This window comes from Priestia sp. 40 (assembly GCF_049368575.1).
In the GTDB taxonomy this organism is placed as follows: Bacteria; Bacillota; Bacilli; order Bacillales; family Bacillaceae_H; genus Priestia; species Priestia zanthoxyli.
On record NZ_JBMPZA010000017.1, the window covers coordinates 64,536 to 79,101 of the forward strand.

Below are 14,566 nucleotides of genomic sequence, written 5' to 3' on the forward strand. Positions count from 1 at the left end.
TAAGCGTTTTCAACTAAAAAAAGGTTAAATAGGCTCATTTTGGAATATAGTTATAAATTAACTCAAGAAAAACAAATATTGTAAAATTTATCTCGTTTGTAAATAGATGTATGCGCTTCATTATGATGCAAATAAAAAACACACCTAGCTACATTAAGCATGAGGTGTGTTTTTTATTTAGAAGTTATATAACTCCCATATATCTGATGTTTCTGAACCAATATACCAAGCTGCCGCTCCACCTAAATGATAGTCATTAATTAATTTAACCCGGCGCTGCATAGATGCTTTGTCTTCGAGCCATATTTGATGCTTCGTACCATTTTCGGTGTATTCTACATAGTACTGAGAGGCTTGGCTGTCCCATTTTTTAGTTAACTTTTTAGAAGAGATAATTGCTTCGGCTTCTTTCATCGTTAAGTCTTTTGTGACAACTTTTTTGGTCGATAGATCCGTTTTCCATTCTCGCGTATAAAAAGGAACTCCCAGCAGGATTTTGTGTGCAGGTACATCTTTCATAAGAAGTTCTGTTCCTTCTTTCACCCAAGGCAGCGAAGCCACAGACCCTGGAACCTGACTTCCTCCCCAGTGTTCTTCATAACCCATCATAATGACGTAATCTGCCACTTGACCAATCTGTTTTCGATCAAAGCTTCCTGACCAAAACGGATCATTATTTTCTCGTGTTACGTCTACTGAAACGGTCATACCATGAGGCTTTAACGCTGCTTTTAATTCTTTAATAAATAAAACAAAATCTTGTTTGTTTTTGATATTAATATTTTCAAAGTCAACGTTAATACCGTCACTGTTTGTTTTCACAAGCGAACTTTCGACTGACGATACAAGCTTTTGCCGCTTTGCTTTATTGCTTAGGACGTCACTTGTCAGCACATCATCGAAATTGTTACCGATGAGCGGCCAGACTTTTTTGCCGTTTTTGTGAGCCGTTTGAACATACGATGGATTTATAGAAGATGAAACAACTTTGTCACTCCGCGTTAGCGTAAACCAGCGCGGTGAAACAACGTCTAAGTTCTTTTGTTTCATCGATTCTGCATAGCCTGCTGTTTTTTCATTAAAGCTCCATCCCATAACTACAGGCTGATGCTTTTGCTGTACTAAATCAGATTTTTTGATCCAGCCCTTTTTCCCTTCCAAAAGCTGTACTTGCACATAGTAATCAGGAATAACAAGCGTTTGTCCCGGCTCAATATTTGTTGATGATAGCTGATTTAACTTTGTTAATTCATTCGCTTTTACACCGTACTTTACAGAGATTTTCCAAAGCGTATCTCCTGATACTACTTTATGTAACAAGCCTTTTGGTGGTATTTTCAGCGTTTGCCCCGGAGTTAGCTCCGTCGTTTTTAGCTGATTTTGTTTTATTAGCTCGCTGACTGTTACACCATATTGTTTAGCTAGTAGCCATAGTGTATTTCCTGGCACTACTTTATGGGTGATAACTTGAGCTGCATCTCCCGCTTCAGATGAAATAGCAGGAAATTCTTCTCCTTTTTTCACTGTCTGAACAACCGAAGAATGTAAAGATGGAGAACGATACACGTTTACATTATCACCTTTGACAGTACCCACTGAAGAAGCAGCGTCTCCTTTACTTATTGGGGCCAATCCTCCACTGAAAAGACAGAGAATAAGTAGGCTCATACATATTTTCTTCATTTTATCATCTCGCCTCCCCACTTTTTGACATCACCTGTCTAGTTTACTACTCCTATAAGATAGAATCCTAGAGGTACATTGTGGTAAAGAGACGTCTCGGTATACGTAAAGTTCAAATAAAAAAGCTTACCGCCCTATGGTGATAAGCTTTCACTTCTTATGCATTTCCCACTACGTTTTGATCATTAATATCCATATCAATTGTATTAGCGGTACTGGCACTGCTTGTAATATTCATAAAATTCCCCGTGTTCGCGCTACCAGAACCGACTGTTGTAAAAGCTGTGCTTTTTGGCTTAATAGCCAGACAATCACCAAACTCCACTGAAGATGAAACCAATACATTTGAGATATTGACCGCTCCTACTACCGATGGCATCTGCCTCTCCCCCCTGTTCATTATCTATCTGCTATAGGATATGAGGAGAAGACCAAAAAGTAGCTTTTTCATCTTTTTAATTTTATTAAGGATCAATGCGTTTATACCTTGATTCTGCAAACATATATACCCCGTATGCCATAAGCCCGATTGATACAATAGCCAGCAGTACAGACCCAAAAGGACGCTGCGCCACTTCAGCAAGGGCTCCATCTAACCCTTTCGTTTCGTCTGGATCCGCTTGAAGAGCCGTGCGAATAAGAAAGAAGCCAATAATGCCAAAGACGATACTTCGAGCAATAATACCTGCTTTTCCAATATGCCCGCTCCATCGCCACTCTTCTTTTGACATTTCGTTTTTCTTTAGTTTTTTTAAGAAGCGTCCTGAAAGAGCCCAATATACTTGTCCTATACCAAAGATGATAACGCCAATACCTGTAAGCGCAATGATGGTTTGCCCAAATGGGTAGGATAAAAGCTTGGCAGATACCGTTTGATAATGCTTACCTGACGTATGAACGTGAGCATGAAGCAAAATTTTTACCGAGCTCACACAAAGGCTAATATAAAACGTAGCTACAACTAAATAGCCTAAACGAGTAAAAACGCCTTTTACCCCATGCCCAACGTGGTGAGGATCAAAAATAGCAGAAATGATTTGCCAAAACGCATATCCACTTAAACCTACTGCCAAAACAATTAAAATTAAAAATCCAAATGGCTGCTTTGCAATTGTGTGTAGGGCTCCTTGAGAAGTAACCAAATCGCCTTTTAATCCGAAAGCTGTCTGAATCGCTAATATACCGATGATAAAATAGACCACACCTTGAGCCACATGACCAAACCGTGAAAAACGCACGACAAATGGTTTAGTACGTTCTTTTAAGCGATGCAACTTTCGACCAAACGTATCTTTTTTAACAAATGGAGATTCACCCATACGTTTCCTCCTGCTTTTTGAAAACAAACTTTATTTTATAAAACACCTGAAAATAAGCGCGCAAATGATTCTTTCGAACGTTCTACTAAGCTTCGCTTGTAAAATGCTACTGGCTTGATCAAATGACTGTCTTCCATATCTTCTTCATAGTTTTTGATGAGCGTTTGAATTGTCTCTCCGTCAATTAAAAATGCATTAACTTCAAAGTTAAGATGAAAGCTCCTCATATCCATATTTGCAGTACCTACTGAAGCCATATCTCCATCTATAATCACGATTTTTTGATGCAAAAACCCTTTTTGATACGAATATACTTCAATTCCACAGCGAAGAAGTTCAGCAAAATATGATCTCGTTCCATATTGAGTCAGAAAGCCATCATTAATTTCCGGCACCATAATTCGTACTTCTACACCTTTTCTAGCCGCAATACGAAGAGCAGTTCTTATAGCTTCGTTTGGAACAAAATATGGGGTAGAAATCCAAATTGACTTCGTCGCGCTTGTAATCATCGTATAATAATAGTCGCTCATATTTTCCTGCGTATCTGGCCCCGTCGCCACTACCTGAACGAACCCTTCTCCTTCAACACGATGAGGTTTTGTATATGATTCATTGTTAATTAAGCATTCCCCCGAAACATATTCCCAGTCAAACATAAAAATCGAGTGCAAGGTTTGAACAGATTCACCTTTTAACATCAGGTGGGTATCTCGCCAAAAACCGATTTTTTTATTTTTCCCTAAATACTCATCGCCTACATTCAGCCCTCCTACAAAACCTACTTCCCCGTCAATTACAACTATTTTACGGTGGTTTCGAAAGTTGAATTTTTGATTAAAAAATCCATACTTAATAGGTAAGAACGCATGCACTTTAACATTCGCTTTTTTCATTCGCTTAATATCTGAACCCGATAGTGTAAAGCTTCCCATTGTATCGAATGTAAAGCGCACTTCTACACCTTCATTTGCTTTTTTTATTAAAATATCAATGATTTCTTTTCCTAACGAATCTGAGTGAAACATGTAGTACTCCATATGAATAAAATGTTTTGCTGACTGCAAATGCTTTTTGATTTCGTTAAACGTTTCTTGTCCATTTTTAAGCACATAGGTTTTTGTATAAACATTCATCTTCGTCAAAGATACACATTGAAGGTACTGAGCAAAGTAACGCTGATGAGATTGGAGCGGCGATAGATCAGGCGTCGTTTCTTTATCTGCCATCTTTCTAAGCATCTCTCGGTTATGCATACGCTTTTTTTTAAACATATGCCCCTTTAAATAGAGCTGTCCTGAATACAAATAAAAGAAAAAGCCTGCAACAGGGAAGAAAAAGAGAACATACATCCAAACCAACGTACTTTCAGGCGTTCGATTTTCAAGCATAAGTGAATACATACAAATAAAAATGATGACACCATATAATCCAACTAAGGCATACTTCCAATGAACATCAATAGAGGTAAAAAAGAAAGCATAAATTGAAAGTAAAATAATAAATAAAAAAATAAAGTCCAACCGGCGTTTTTTCATAAAAGCTCTCCTAAAAACAAACTGTATTGTATCACTTGTCTATCTTTCATATGAGGTAGTATATGGAATACACAGAATTCTTATCATGCATGCCACATAAAATGTACATATATTTGCACAAAAAGCAGTTTAGCCGCTTAAGCAACTAAACTGAACTAACTCAGACAAGCATCATTTATATACCTATACCCTGGATGGTAAAACAAAAAACCTCCTTACAGGGAGGTTTTTTCACTGGTTTTTCACGCATGACGATGACTTTTTATGAGTTGGTATAACCGGACTCTTTTTCTTTTTTAGGCCAAACGAAATTAGAAAGAGATAATAAGAAATCAATTCCTACAATAACTGTCCACAACTCCACTACATTTTGCAGCACGTTGGTTTTTCCATTTGGTACTATATACATCATCGCCGCTAAAAGAGCTGCCCCAATAGCGTAAGCAACAAGGTGCTGTATCCATGACTTAAAATAATGCTTTGCATATTCTTTTCCGTAGCGCCTACGAGGTTTCTCTCCGTTTTTCATCACATAATATTGAAAACGTTCGTCTGCCCATTGAATCATACTTTTTCCAAAAGCGATCGAAATTCCAATATACACGGCTGCAATAGCGTGAGCATAAGTCGCTGTAGCACCTCCGTAAAGGTCTACGCTCGTCACAATCAGAAGAAAAAAATCAACAACAGGTGTTAGAGCTAAAATAAAAAAACTGAGCTTTTGTTTTTTAAACGTATACCTTGTTGCTAATCCTAAAATGATGACTACCCAAAAAGCGATTTCACATGCAATAATCATCCAGGCTATTAAATTCAAATAATCCCCTCTCTTCCTCTCGTTCAACGAATAGATAATAGGTTTTAAATAAAAATTTTATGCATAAGTTTATTTTTATGTATATACATCCTGCTTCATAACCCTACGGTCTATTCCATCCTCAGCTGAGTTCTAAGATTCATTGAACCGTATTTGCTAGGCGGCTCTTTTAAACCGATATCTATAATACTCCCAGCTCATTCCTACCGCGACTCCAATCGAATAGGCTAGTATATCGCTCCACAAGAAGCCATACCCCAGAATGAGCCCTCCTAGCGCAGTCTTTCTTATGTCATCAATCCACGGAGCGTGATACAGCTGTGTAAATTCAATGAAGTAACAAAACACTATAGCAAACATACCAATCATTTTTGTCTTCCATGTAGGAAACAAAAAACCCGCACTGACAAAAATCATTAAGGCCCATAACGAATCTCCCGCATATATATTTACGATGTGAGGAAGATACGGAGTAAGTTTTCTTGATAAAAGACCTGCTCCCATGATAACAATAGCTAGAAGCAGATATACCCATCTATTTCTTTTATTCATTTCAAACTCCTTTTTCTTCTTAAATGCTCCGTAACAATAAGCCTTCACTGTATAATTTTATCAGAACCGCAGACTGTTAAATACCGCTTTTTTTCATTTTTTACAGCTTCCCCCTACGTATATATGACAAGTGTCATGGTTTCTATATGACACGTATGTCTTAAATAGTCAGAAAAATCCCTTTATACTGAGGATAATATACGGTGATGAAAGGAATTTCATATGACTATACAAAAACAAAAGAATTTACGAAAACAAGTTGCACCCTTTGAAAAAGCAGTAATGAAAGACAGCATAAGACAATTGATTAATACTTTTTTACCTTTTTTCACACTATGGTTTCTCGCTTATGAGAGCCTTTCAATTTCTTATTTTTTAGCATTTCCGCTAACTGTTATCGCAGCAGGGTTTTTAGTAAGAATATTCATTATTTTTCATGACTGTTGTCACTACTCTTTCTTTAAGAGTAGACAACACAATAAAATTCTCGGAACAATTACCGGTGTCTTAACGATGTTTCCTTACAGTCAATGGGGACATAGCCATGCAATTCACCATGCAACAAGCAGCAACTTAGATAAAAGAGGTACGGGTGACATTTGGGTGTTAACCGTAACAGAATATAAAGAAGCTTCTATTTGGAAAAAAATCGCTTACCGTATCTATCGCAACCCGTTCATTATGTTCGGCGTGGGACCTATATATGTATTTTTGATTACAAACCGATTTAATCGAAAAAATGCGAAGAAAAAAGAAAGAATGAATACGTATCTTACAAATGTATTGATCGTTGCATTAGCAGCAGCGACCTGCTGGTTGGTAGGTTGGCAGGCGTTCCTATTAATTCAAGGACCGATTTTCTTCATTTCAGGTTCAATTGGAATTTGGCTGTTTTATGTACAGCATCAGTTTGAAGACTCTTATTTTGAAGAAGATGAGCACTGGGATTATGTAAAAGCAGCCGTTGAAGGAAGTTCATTTTACAAGCTTCCAAAACTATTGCAATGGCTGACAGGCAATATCGGGTTTCACCATGTACATCATTTAAGCCCAAGAGTGCCCAACTATAAGCTTGAAGCTGTTCATCAACACACACAGCCTCTTCAAAATGTACCAACCATTACACTCGCAACAAGCCTTCGCTCTCTTCGATTCCGTCTATGGGATGAAGAAAACAAAATGTTTGTGAGCTTTAAAGAAATAAAAACACGCTCAGCTGCACCAAAAGCAAGCAGAATTTCATCTCGAACAAAAGCAGAACTTTAATAAAACAAAACAGTCAAGCTTTCAAAAGCTTGACTGTTTTATCTATCCGTCGAAACTTATTTCATTCTACTTTGTGGTAAACTAATAGTGTATTTTAACAAGTAAACGAGGTTCTTTATGAAAAAATATACGTTTTTCCAAAAAATCACTGGGCTATCTCCTTACATATGGACGGTATTTGCCATTTTACCATTTTATTTTATCTTACAGTCTTCATCCATGAATCACATTATTGTTGGTTCGTTACTCACCATCTTATTTTTTATTTTCTATCGTTTTGCATTTGTTTCAACAGACAAGTCCGTTTACGTATGGACGGCTTTGTTAATCGTTATCTCCTTAGCCCTAACAACTATTTTTAATTATATTTACTTTGCCTTTTACTTTGCTTTTTTTATCGCTTATTTTATTGGAAATATCCAAAAACGGCTCGCTTTCTTTACTTTGTATGCTGTTCATTTAATTAGCACCGTTATTTCGGTAAACTTTAACGTTGTTATGCAAGAAGAGATCTTTTTAAAACAGCTGCCTTTCATTTTTGTAATTTCCATCAGTGTGATTGTACTGCCATTTAGCATTTATAATCGGAAGAAGCGAGACCGTCTGGAAGAACAGCTTGAAGATGCAAATAAACGTATTTCTGAGCTTGTAAAACAGGAAGAACGCCAGCGGATAGCTCGCGATTTGCACGATACGTTAGGACAAAAGCTGTCTCTTATCGGTCTAAAAAGTGATTTAGCAAGAAAACTTATTGCAAAAGATCCTGAAAAAGCAAAATCAGAATTAAAAGATGTCCAGCAAACAGCGCGCACGGCTCTTAATGAAGTGAGAAAAATGGTTTCTCAAATGCGTGGAATCCGCCTTAGTGAAGAACTAAAACGCGTTCAAGAGCTTTTAGAAGCTGCCGAAATTAAGTTTGTAGGAGACGAGGCTATTTCATTAGAGAACGTGTCTTTACTCATTGAAAATATTCTTAGCATGTGCTTAAAAGAAGCCGTAACCAATGTGGTCAAGCATAGCCAAGCCACTGTTTGCACGATTACTTTACATCAGTCTGCAAAAGAAGTAGGCATAACGGTAGAAGACAATGGAGTTGGTATTAATACGAAAAAAACCTGCTGGAAAGGAAACGGTCTTTTAGGAATGAAAGAACGGCTGGAGTTTGTAAACGGCCATCTTGATATCTCCAGTCAAGGGGGGACGATTATTCATATTACAGTTCCAAACATCGTCAAACATATTAAGGAGGAACAATTATGATTCGAATTGTCATTGCCGAAGATCAGCAAATGATGTTAGGGGCTTTAGGCTCTTTGTTAAATTTAGAAGATGACATGGAAGTTGTCGGAAAAGCTTCAAATGGGGAACAAGCAGTATCACTTGCTAAGCAGCACCAGCCAGATATATGCGTAATGGATATCGAGATGCCTCTTAAAACTGGGCTTGAAGCTGCAGAGGAACTGAAAGATTTAAACTGCAAAGTCATCATTTTGACAACGTTCGCTCGCTCTGGCTATTTTCAAAGAGCTTTGAAAGCAGGCGTGAGCGGATATTTGCTAAAAGACAGTCCAAGTGAAGAACTCGCAAATTCAATTCGAAGCGTGATGGCAGGCAGACGCCTCTATGCCCCCGAATTAGTGGATGACTTATATAGTGAATCTACCAGTCCTCTTACAGCTAGAGAGAAAGAAGTATTAGCTCTAGTAGCTGATGGAAAAAACACAAAGGAAATTGCTGACGAACTATCTATTAAGACTGGAACGGTGCGCAATTATATTTCTACCATTCTGGACAAACTCGAAGTAAAGAACCGCATTGAAGCCATTACTCGCTTTAAGGAAAAAGGCTGGTTCAAATGAAAAAAGCATGCATCAAACCGAGATGCATGCTTTTTAATCATTTGGCAATCTATCGTACCCTAATTTGTCGATGATCACAACATGCTCGGGGAATTCATCAAGCAGCTGCTGTTTTGTGAATAATTCAAAGTCACGGAAATCAAAACCTGGTGCGACCATGCATCCAACGAGAGAAAACGTATTCTCATTTGCCACAGTGGAACCAAAAATGGTATCTCTTGGAACTAAAAATTGAGGAACTTCTCCATTTTCTAAGTTTATACCTAGTTTTACTTCTTGATAGGTTCCGTCACGATAGATAATATGAATGGTTAAAGGGCTTCCCCCATGATAGTACCATAGTTCATCTGATTGCAGCCGGTGGAAATGTGATACATCTTGAGACCTTAATAAGAAGTAAATACTCGTATATAGAAATCGTTTATCATCAAACTGCGATGACACTTCTTTATCAGAGATTTCATCATTGGAGCGATAGGTTTGTTTATAAAACCCTCCTTCTGGATGAGGCTGCAGCTCGAGCTTTGAAATCCAATATTCCCACTTATGTAAATCCATTACGTTCCTTCCCTTCCTTTTTCTTTTATCATTAACTACATCATAGTAAATCATTCTTTCTAACACAACAAACGGCTTCATTATTCCATTAGGAAAATGAAGCCGCTTACCACTTGTATCTTATCATTACATCCTACCCTTTCTGTTAGCACGGCTATATCTATACCTGCTAGAATGGCAGCGATGAAATAAATATGTCATATACAAATCTAACTGAAATCGATCTCCCTCAATAAAACAATGAAACGGCTGTTCTCTGCCTTGATCATTTTTTGCAGATGAACGCTGCTTAAACGGGACAATATTCATCTTTTTTCCCCCTCAGATAGATGTACTTTTTAGTGTAAATGGTGATGACAAACGTAATATTTTTTGATAAAAGTGAGGGCTGCCTGTGCATCTTGAATGCCTAGCTTTTTACAAACGCCAGCTAACATTAGCAGTTTGTACATAACCAGCTTTTGATTATTTGTTGCCAGTACGTAATAAACAATCGTATTAGCAACTGCCCGCGGTAATCTTATTTTTTTCAACTCATATAGCGCAGCAGACGAAGACATGCCTGCTTCGTTTAAAATCTGCTCGGTTGTGTACGTCTCCAAATAGCGAGCAAGCTTTCTTTCTTTATCGTTAAATATACCTTTAGAATCGTTCATTTTCTCTCCCTCTGTTATTTTAATAATCCATTAAATGCTGCATTAATTAGCCATAATGCGATAGCTCCCCCTGATAAATAAGCGCTGAGATAGACTAATAATTCCATATACCTCCCTCCCATTTCTATCTTACCCCTTCATTTCTCTAGCTGCAGTGATATTCATCACAGGTAAAAAGTGTATTGTTGAGCTACTGAATAGCTCCGTAAAAGAGCTCGTGAGAAAGATCTCACGAGCTGCTTAGTTAGCATTTCTATTTTCGGATAAAGCGTTTAAAAATCATAATAATTAATAATACGACTACAATAACAAGCAAAAATTTCAACATGAGTTGTCCATCCCTTCAAATCAGTAAATCATCTTTCATTAGTAAGTAGTTACCCTGTTTCGTTTTTTATAAACTGCTTACCTACTTATTTCATGCCAAAAATTATATAATAGTAGAAAAACAACTAAAATAGCCCTACAGGTAAAACATAAATGGGAGTATAACCATGACTGACTATCTTCAAACATTTCTGCTTGAACATTTAGAAGCAGCAGAGCTTATTAGCATTGCCTTGAACATTCTTATTAGTATTACTGGCGTATTTCCAAGCGCACCCCTTACGTTCGTAAACGTAAAATTATTTGGTTTTTGGAATGGATTTTTACTTTCTTTTATTGGAGAAGTTTTAGGTGTAGCTCTCTCTTTTTGGCTGTATCGGAAAGGTTTCCGTACACTTGTTCATACAAAAACACCTTCTCACTCCAAGTGGCTAAAGCTGCTGCGCGTACAAGGGAAAGAGAGTTTTATATTAATTCTTTCTTTACGATTACTTCCCTTTGTTCCATCAGGTCTCATTACATTCTTCAGCGCTGTAGGAAAAGGCTCCTTTGCGGTATTCATTTCTGCTAGCGCACTTGGAAAAATTCCAGCGCTTTTTATTGAAGTTTATTCGGTTTATCATATTTCACAAGGATCGATGCAAGGTAAAATCATTTTAGCAATTTTATCCATCATTTTACTTTTTTATATAAGTAAAAAATGGAAGAAAAAAGCTTAACAGACTATAAAAAGGGAAGACTATCTAAAAATAAGCAAAAACATTATCTTATGTAACTGTAATAAGATAACGCATTGGAGATGGTCCATTGATTTTTCTGTTGGTTTCTGGAAGTATTATTGTTCCTATTATCATGCTTTTTTTCTCACTAAAGTGGAAAGGAGCAGAACTAGTTTTTAATACGTTAGCCCTTCTTTCAGCGCTAGTATTTGGAAATATAGCCGCTGCTTCTATCTATCGTATCTTAAAGAATCATACTGTTTTTATGACGAGCATTCATGCAATTTTTTTAAATTCAGCTTTTTTATTAACCGGAGCGTACCTTGGAATCTATGCACTGTATAAACTGTTAGCTCTGACCTTAAATGTAAAACAGCGTACTATGTGAAAATAGTACCCTGTTTTTTTAAGTGCAGTTTATTTTATGATTCCAGTTGGTATACATAGAGGTGAACCATCAACCGGATTTTGAATGATAGTTGATGATAAATTAAACACATCTCTTATCATTTCTTCTGTAAATACTTGAGCAGGAGAACCTTCTTTGTAAATCTGACCGTTTGAAATACTGATTAAATGATCTGCATAGCGAGCTGCTTGGTTTAAATCGTGCAAGACCATCACAATTGTACAATTTCTCTTTTGGTTTAAGAAACGAAGAAGTTCAAGCACTTCAATCTGATGAGCTAAATCTAAATATGTGGTAGGCTCGTCCAAAAGCAGAAGCTCCGTACCCTGTGCTAATGCCATTGCAATCCAGGCCCTTTGACGCTGTCCTCCAGAGAGCGCATCCAGTGTGCGATGACTTAAATTAGACAGTTTAGTTGCCTGTAAAGCCTCCTCTACAATTTGATGATCTTCAGCAGAATAGCGAGCAAATAAGCCTTTATGAGGGTGACGACCATAATAGCATAGCTCTTTTACTGTTAAATCTTCAGGAGCTTCAGGAGCTTGAGGCAAAATAGCCAGTTTTTTTGCTACTTCTTTTGATGAATGTTGATGAATATCTTTTCCGTTTAAATAAATATTTCCTTCTGTCGGCTTTAATAGACGCGCCAATGAACGAAGGATTGTTGATTTTCCGCAGCCATTTGATCCAATGATTATGCTTATCTTTCCTTCTGGAATGTGAAGGTCAATATCGCGAATAACTGAAGTTGAATCATATGATAGCGAAAGTTTTTCCGCAGTTAACTTTGTCATTACTCTTCCTCCTTTCTCCTAATTTTTCTGTTCACGCCGCAGTAAATATAGAAAATAAGGGGCACCAATAACGGATGTTACGATTCCAGCTGGAATTTCAATGGGCGGCACAACCCCTCTTCCGAGACTGTCAGCAATTAGCAGGAATAAAGCACCTACTGCTGCTGAAACTGGTAACAAGAACTTCGACCGACTCCCTACTAACCTCCTACTAATATGAGGAGCGATTAAACCAATAAATCCAATTGACCCAACTACAGCTACAGATAAACCGGTTAATATCACAGCCATACTCAATAGTGTATAACGAACGTACTTTGTTCGCTCTCCTAGGCCAACTGCAATCTCATCTCCTAAGTTTAAAATATCGAGCTTAGATGCAAATATAATAATAAAAGGAACAAGTACGACGCAAGGAATTAACATCAAAAGCTCACTCCAGCCTCTTCCCCATAAACTTCCTGTAAGCCAAAGAAGAGTTGTATTCACGTCATCTGGAAACTTAATCATAAAATACTGAATTCCAGCCTGGCAAATAGCTCCTAAAGCTACACCCACTAAAGCCAGCGTATGAGTTTTAGCTCCTTGAGAATAGGAAAACACCATGAGTATAACGGCGATGACCGATGCTCCTAAAAAAGCTGAAAGCGGCAGCAGAAGCATAGAAGCAGCTGGAAATACAATTAAGATAAAAACGGCGAATAGCCCTGCTCCTTTTGTTACACCGATAACATCAGGAGAAGCAAGCGGGTTTTTTAATATCCCTTGCAAAATAGCTCCTGCTACCGCTAAAGCCGCACCGACCACAATAGCAATGAGGGTACGTGGAATGCGATAATTTGTTAAAATAAAGGAACTACCTTGGGAACTACCTACTATTTGCTGAAAGATTTCTGCAGGGGAAATATAAACGGCTCCTACTCCTAAGCTAATTACAACCGTGATTATTAAACATAGCAATAAGATACTTAATATTTGATAAGGGTGTTTTCTTTTCATTGCTTAATATTCCTCCCTTTTCTAGCAAGATATAAAAAGAAAGGAGCTCCGATAAGAGCTGTTACAATCCCTACTGGCGACTCAAAAGGATAGGCAATGAAACGAGAAAGTACATCGGCATAGACAAGCAAAATGGCTCCTAATAGAGCTGAAAATGGCAGGATTCGCTGGTAGTCTCCTCCTACTAATTTTCTAGCTATGTGAGGTACAATGAGACCTACGAACCCAATTGGCCCCGCAACGGCAACAGATGCACCTGCAAGCATAATGACCAGTATACCTGCAAAAAAGCGAATCCATTTTACCTTTTCGCCTAAACCCGTTGCCATATTCTCTCCTAACACTAGAATCGATATAGAACGAGATGATACAAAAGCTAGAAGAAGACCTAGAAATGACCAAGGTAACAAAATTTTTACATGAGTCCAGTCTTTCCCGTTAATAGAACCTACAAGCCAATACAAAACGTCCGTAGCTTGTTCATTTAACACAATCACTCCTTGAGTAAGCGACGATAAAAATAAATGCACGGCCATTCCGGCAAGTGCTAGTTTCACATGAGTTGTCTTTCCGCCCGATGCGAACAAATAAACCGTTATTCCTCCTAAAGCTGCTCCTAAAAAGGCAATATAAACAGTTGATTGAGAGGTAAGATCAGGAAATAGAATAAAAGCTATTACAATCGCTAATGAAGCACCTGCATTTACCCCAAACACTTGGGGTGAAGCAAGCGAATTTCGTGTAATAGCTTGCATCAATGCTCCAGCAGCTGCCAAGCTGGCTCCAATAAGAGCTGCCAGCACGGCTCTTGGCAACCTGAGCGTCTGTACGATCGTTGTCTGCTTAGAGTCATCAGGAGCAAAAATTGCTTTAATTACTTCTGTAAAACTAACTGCAGAGGATCCCACAGCGACATGTAAAATCATTCCGATGATTAACAAGCAAACACTAGCTACCAACACAATGTATTTATTTATTTTTTGCTTTTGGACAAGATTTGTCATTTCCAACACACTTTCTACAGTTTTCTTTTCTAAACAAATAGAAGCAAGAATAGAATAACTATTCTC

Annotated in this window: 17 protein-coding genes; 5 read left to right on the forward strand and 12 right to left on the reverse strand. The window is 37.7% G+C overall.

Going from position 1 to position 14,566, the window contains the following annotated elements:
- Positions 1 to 177: 177 nt before the first annotated feature.
- The 6 genes from ACO1DI_RS20040 to ACO1DI_RS20065 all read right to left on the reverse strand — a co-directional run bounded on the left by ACO1DI_RS20040 (position 178) and on the right by ACO1DI_RS20065 (position 5,909).
- Positions 178 to 1,596, reverse strand: a complete 1,419-nt coding sequence (locus tag ACO1DI_RS20040; protein ID WP_423145578.1) for a LysM peptidoglycan-binding domain-containing protein — start codon at positions 1,594 to 1,596, stop codon at positions 178 to 180.
- Positions 1,597 to 1,840: 244 nt separating this feature from the next.
- Positions 1,841 to 2,062 carry a spore germination protein gene (locus ACO1DI_RS20045; RefSeq protein WP_014460877.1) on the reverse strand — a complete coding sequence of 74 codons (222 nt, stop codon included), beginning with the start codon at positions 2,060 to 2,062 and terminating at the stop codon, positions 1,841 to 1,843.
- Positions 2,063 to 2,147: 85 nt separating this feature from the next.
- On the reverse strand, positions 2,148 to 3,002 hold the full coding sequence (locus tag ACO1DI_RS20050) for a DUF1206 domain-containing protein (RefSeq protein WP_014460878.1): 855 nt from the start codon (positions 3,000 to 3,002) through the stop codon (positions 2,148 to 2,150).
- A gap of 35 nt (positions 3,003 to 3,037) precedes the next feature.
- Positions 3,038 to 4,540 (reverse strand): cardiolipin synthase, encoded by a 1,503-nt coding sequence (gene cls, locus ACO1DI_RS20055; RefSeq protein WP_115653408.1) that lies wholly within the window; start codon positions 4,538 to 4,540, stop codon positions 3,038 to 3,040.
- 262 nt (positions 4,541 to 4,802) lie between these two features.
- Positions 4,803 to 5,357 (reverse strand): hypothetical protein, encoded by a 555-nt coding sequence (locus ACO1DI_RS20060; protein WP_014460880.1) that lies wholly within the window; start codon positions 5,355 to 5,357, stop codon positions 4,803 to 4,805.
- A 156-nt stretch (positions 5,358 to 5,513) separates the two neighbouring features.
- Positions 5,514 to 5,909, reverse strand: coding sequence for a DUF2809 domain-containing protein (locus ACO1DI_RS20065; RefSeq protein ID WP_014460881.1), 396 nt, complete (start codon positions 5,907 to 5,909; stop codon positions 5,514 to 5,516).
- A gap of 222 nt (positions 5,910 to 6,131) precedes the next feature.
- Here ACO1DI_RS20065 and ACO1DI_RS20070 point away from each other — a divergent pair, with 222 nt between their 5' ends.
- From ACO1DI_RS20070 to ACO1DI_RS20080, 3 genes are all read left to right on the forward strand, one after another.
- The gene (locus tag ACO1DI_RS20070; protein ID WP_140450541.1) at positions 6,132 to 7,175 is read left to right on the forward strand and encodes a fatty acid desaturase; all 1,044 of its coding nucleotides are present in this window, start codon (positions 6,132 to 6,134) and stop codon (positions 7,173 to 7,175) included.
- A 117-nt stretch (positions 7,176 to 7,292) separates the two neighbouring features.
- On the forward strand, positions 7,293 to 8,435 hold the full coding sequence (locus ACO1DI_RS20075; RefSeq protein WP_014460883.1) for a sensor histidine kinase: 1,143 nt from the start codon (positions 7,293 to 7,295) through the stop codon (positions 8,433 to 8,435).
- A complete protein-coding gene (locus tag ACO1DI_RS20080) occupies positions 8,432 to 9,034 on the forward strand; it encodes a response regulator transcription factor (RefSeq protein WP_013056197.1) in 603 nt (200 codons plus the stop codon). The genes ACO1DI_RS20075 and ACO1DI_RS20080 overlap by 4 nt, the downstream gene beginning before the upstream one ends.
- A gap of 33 nt (positions 9,035 to 9,067) precedes the next feature.
- Here ACO1DI_RS20080 and ACO1DI_RS20085 read toward each other — a convergent pair whose 3' ends face one another.
- From ACO1DI_RS20085 to ACO1DI_RS20095, 3 genes are all read right to left on the reverse strand, one after another.
- A complete protein-coding gene (locus tag ACO1DI_RS20085; protein WP_182421167.1) occupies positions 9,068 to 9,592 on the reverse strand; it encodes a cupin domain-containing protein in 525 nt (174 codons plus the stop codon).
- Between the two features lie 126 nt (positions 9,593 to 9,718).
- On the reverse strand, positions 9,719 to 9,901 hold the full coding sequence (locus ACO1DI_RS20090) for a hypothetical protein (protein WP_182421168.1): 183 nt from the start codon (positions 9,899 to 9,901) through the stop codon (positions 9,719 to 9,721).
- Positions 9,902 to 9,930: 29 nt separating this feature from the next.
- Positions 9,931 to 10,248: a hypothetical protein gene (locus tag ACO1DI_RS20095; protein WP_182421169.1), complete on the reverse strand. Its 318-nt coding sequence runs from the start codon at positions 10,246 to 10,248 to the stop codon at positions 9,931 to 9,933.
- 494 nt (positions 10,249 to 10,742) lie between these two features.
- Between ACO1DI_RS20095 and ACO1DI_RS20100 the strand changes: the two genes are divergently transcribed.
- Both ACO1DI_RS20100 and ACO1DI_RS20105 read left to right on the forward strand, forming a co-directional pair.
- Entirely contained in the window at positions 10,743 to 11,294 is a 552-nt protein-coding gene (locus tag ACO1DI_RS20100; RefSeq protein ID WP_115653404.1) for a TVP38/TMEM64 family protein, read from the forward strand.
- Positions 11,295 to 11,382: 88 nt separating this feature from the next.
- On the forward strand, positions 11,383 to 11,682 hold the full coding sequence (locus ACO1DI_RS20105) for a hypothetical protein (protein ID WP_014460887.1): 300 nt from the start codon (positions 11,383 to 11,385) through the stop codon (positions 11,680 to 11,682).
- Between the two features lie 29 nt (positions 11,683 to 11,711).
- Here the strand turns inward: ACO1DI_RS20105 and ACO1DI_RS20110 are convergent, their stop codons facing one another.
- Genes ACO1DI_RS20110 through ACO1DI_RS20120 form a run of 3 tightly spaced genes read right to left on the reverse strand, consistent with a single transcriptional unit; the run spans position 11,712 to position 14,500 of the window.
- On the reverse strand, positions 11,712 to 12,497 hold the full coding sequence (locus ACO1DI_RS20110; RefSeq protein WP_028414009.1) for an ABC transporter ATP-binding protein: 786 nt from the start codon (positions 12,495 to 12,497) through the stop codon (positions 11,712 to 11,714).
- Positions 12,498 to 12,515: 18 nt separating this feature from the next.
- The gene (locus ACO1DI_RS20115; protein ID WP_014460889.1) at positions 12,516 to 13,496 is read right to left on the reverse strand and encodes a FecCD family ABC transporter permease; all 981 of its coding nucleotides are present in this window, start codon (positions 13,494 to 13,496) and stop codon (positions 12,516 to 12,518) included.
- Entirely contained in the window at positions 13,493 to 14,500 is a 1,008-nt protein-coding gene (locus ACO1DI_RS20120; RefSeq protein ID WP_014460890.1) for a FecCD family ABC transporter permease, read from the reverse strand. Before ACO1DI_RS20120 ends, ACO1DI_RS20115 begins: the two co-directional genes overlap by 4 nt.
- Positions 14,501 to 14,566: the final 66 nt, after the last annotated feature.

Excerpts from the sequence above, each read along its gene's own strand:
- ACO1DI_RS20100 (WP_115653404.1), top strand. The coding sequence starts at position 10,743 with ATGACTGACTATCTTCAAACATTTCTGCTTGAACATTTAGAAGCAGCA.
- ACO1DI_RS20070 (WP_140450541.1), top strand. The coding sequence starts at position 6,132 with ATGACTATACAAAAACAAAAGAATTTACGAAAACAAGTTGCACCCTTT.
- ACO1DI_RS20120 (WP_014460890.1), bottom strand. The coding sequence starts at position 14,500 with ATGACAAATCTTGTCCAAAAGCAAAAAATAAATAAATACATTGTGTTG.
- ACO1DI_RS20050 (WP_014460878.1), bottom strand. The coding sequence starts at position 3,002 with ATGGGTGAATCTCCATTTGTTAAAAAAGATACGTTTGGTCGAAAGTTG.
- ACO1DI_RS20045 (WP_014460877.1), bottom strand. The coding sequence starts at position 2,062 with ATGCCATCGGTAGTAGGAGCGGTCAATATCTCAAATGTATTGGTTTCA.
- ACO1DI_RS20095 (WP_182421169.1), bottom strand. The coding sequence starts at position 10,248 with ATGAACGATTCTAAAGGTATATTTAACGATAAAGAAAGAAAGCTTGCT.
- ACO1DI_RS20115 (WP_014460889.1), bottom strand. The coding sequence starts at position 13,496 with ATGAAAAGAAAACACCCTTATCAAATATTAAGTATCTTATTGCTATGT.
- ACO1DI_RS20090 (WP_182421168.1), bottom strand. The coding sequence starts at position 9,901 with ATGAATATTGTCCCGTTTAAGCAGCGTTCATCTGCAAAAAATGATCAA.
- ACO1DI_RS20075 (WP_014460883.1), top strand. The coding sequence starts at position 7,293 with ATGAAAAAATATACGTTTTTCCAAAAAATCACTGGGCTATCTCCTTAC.
- cls (WP_115653408.1), bottom strand. The coding sequence starts at position 4,540 with ATGAAAAAACGCCGGTTGGACTTTATTTTTTTATTTATTATTTTACTT.
- ACO1DI_RS20110 (WP_028414009.1), bottom strand. The coding sequence starts at position 12,497 with ATGACAAAGTTAACTGCGGAAAAACTTTCGCTATCATATGATTCAACT.
- ACO1DI_RS20080 (WP_013056197.1), top strand. The coding sequence starts at position 8,432 with ATGATTCGAATTGTCATTGCCGAAGATCAGCAAATGATGTTAGGGGCT.
- ACO1DI_RS20065 (WP_014460881.1), bottom strand. The coding sequence starts at position 5,909 with ATGAATAAAAGAAATAGATGGGTATATCTGCTTCTAGCTATTGTTATC.
- ACO1DI_RS20085 (WP_182421167.1), bottom strand. The coding sequence starts at position 9,592 with ATGGATTTACATAAGTGGGAATATTGGATTTCAAAGCTCGAGCTGCAG.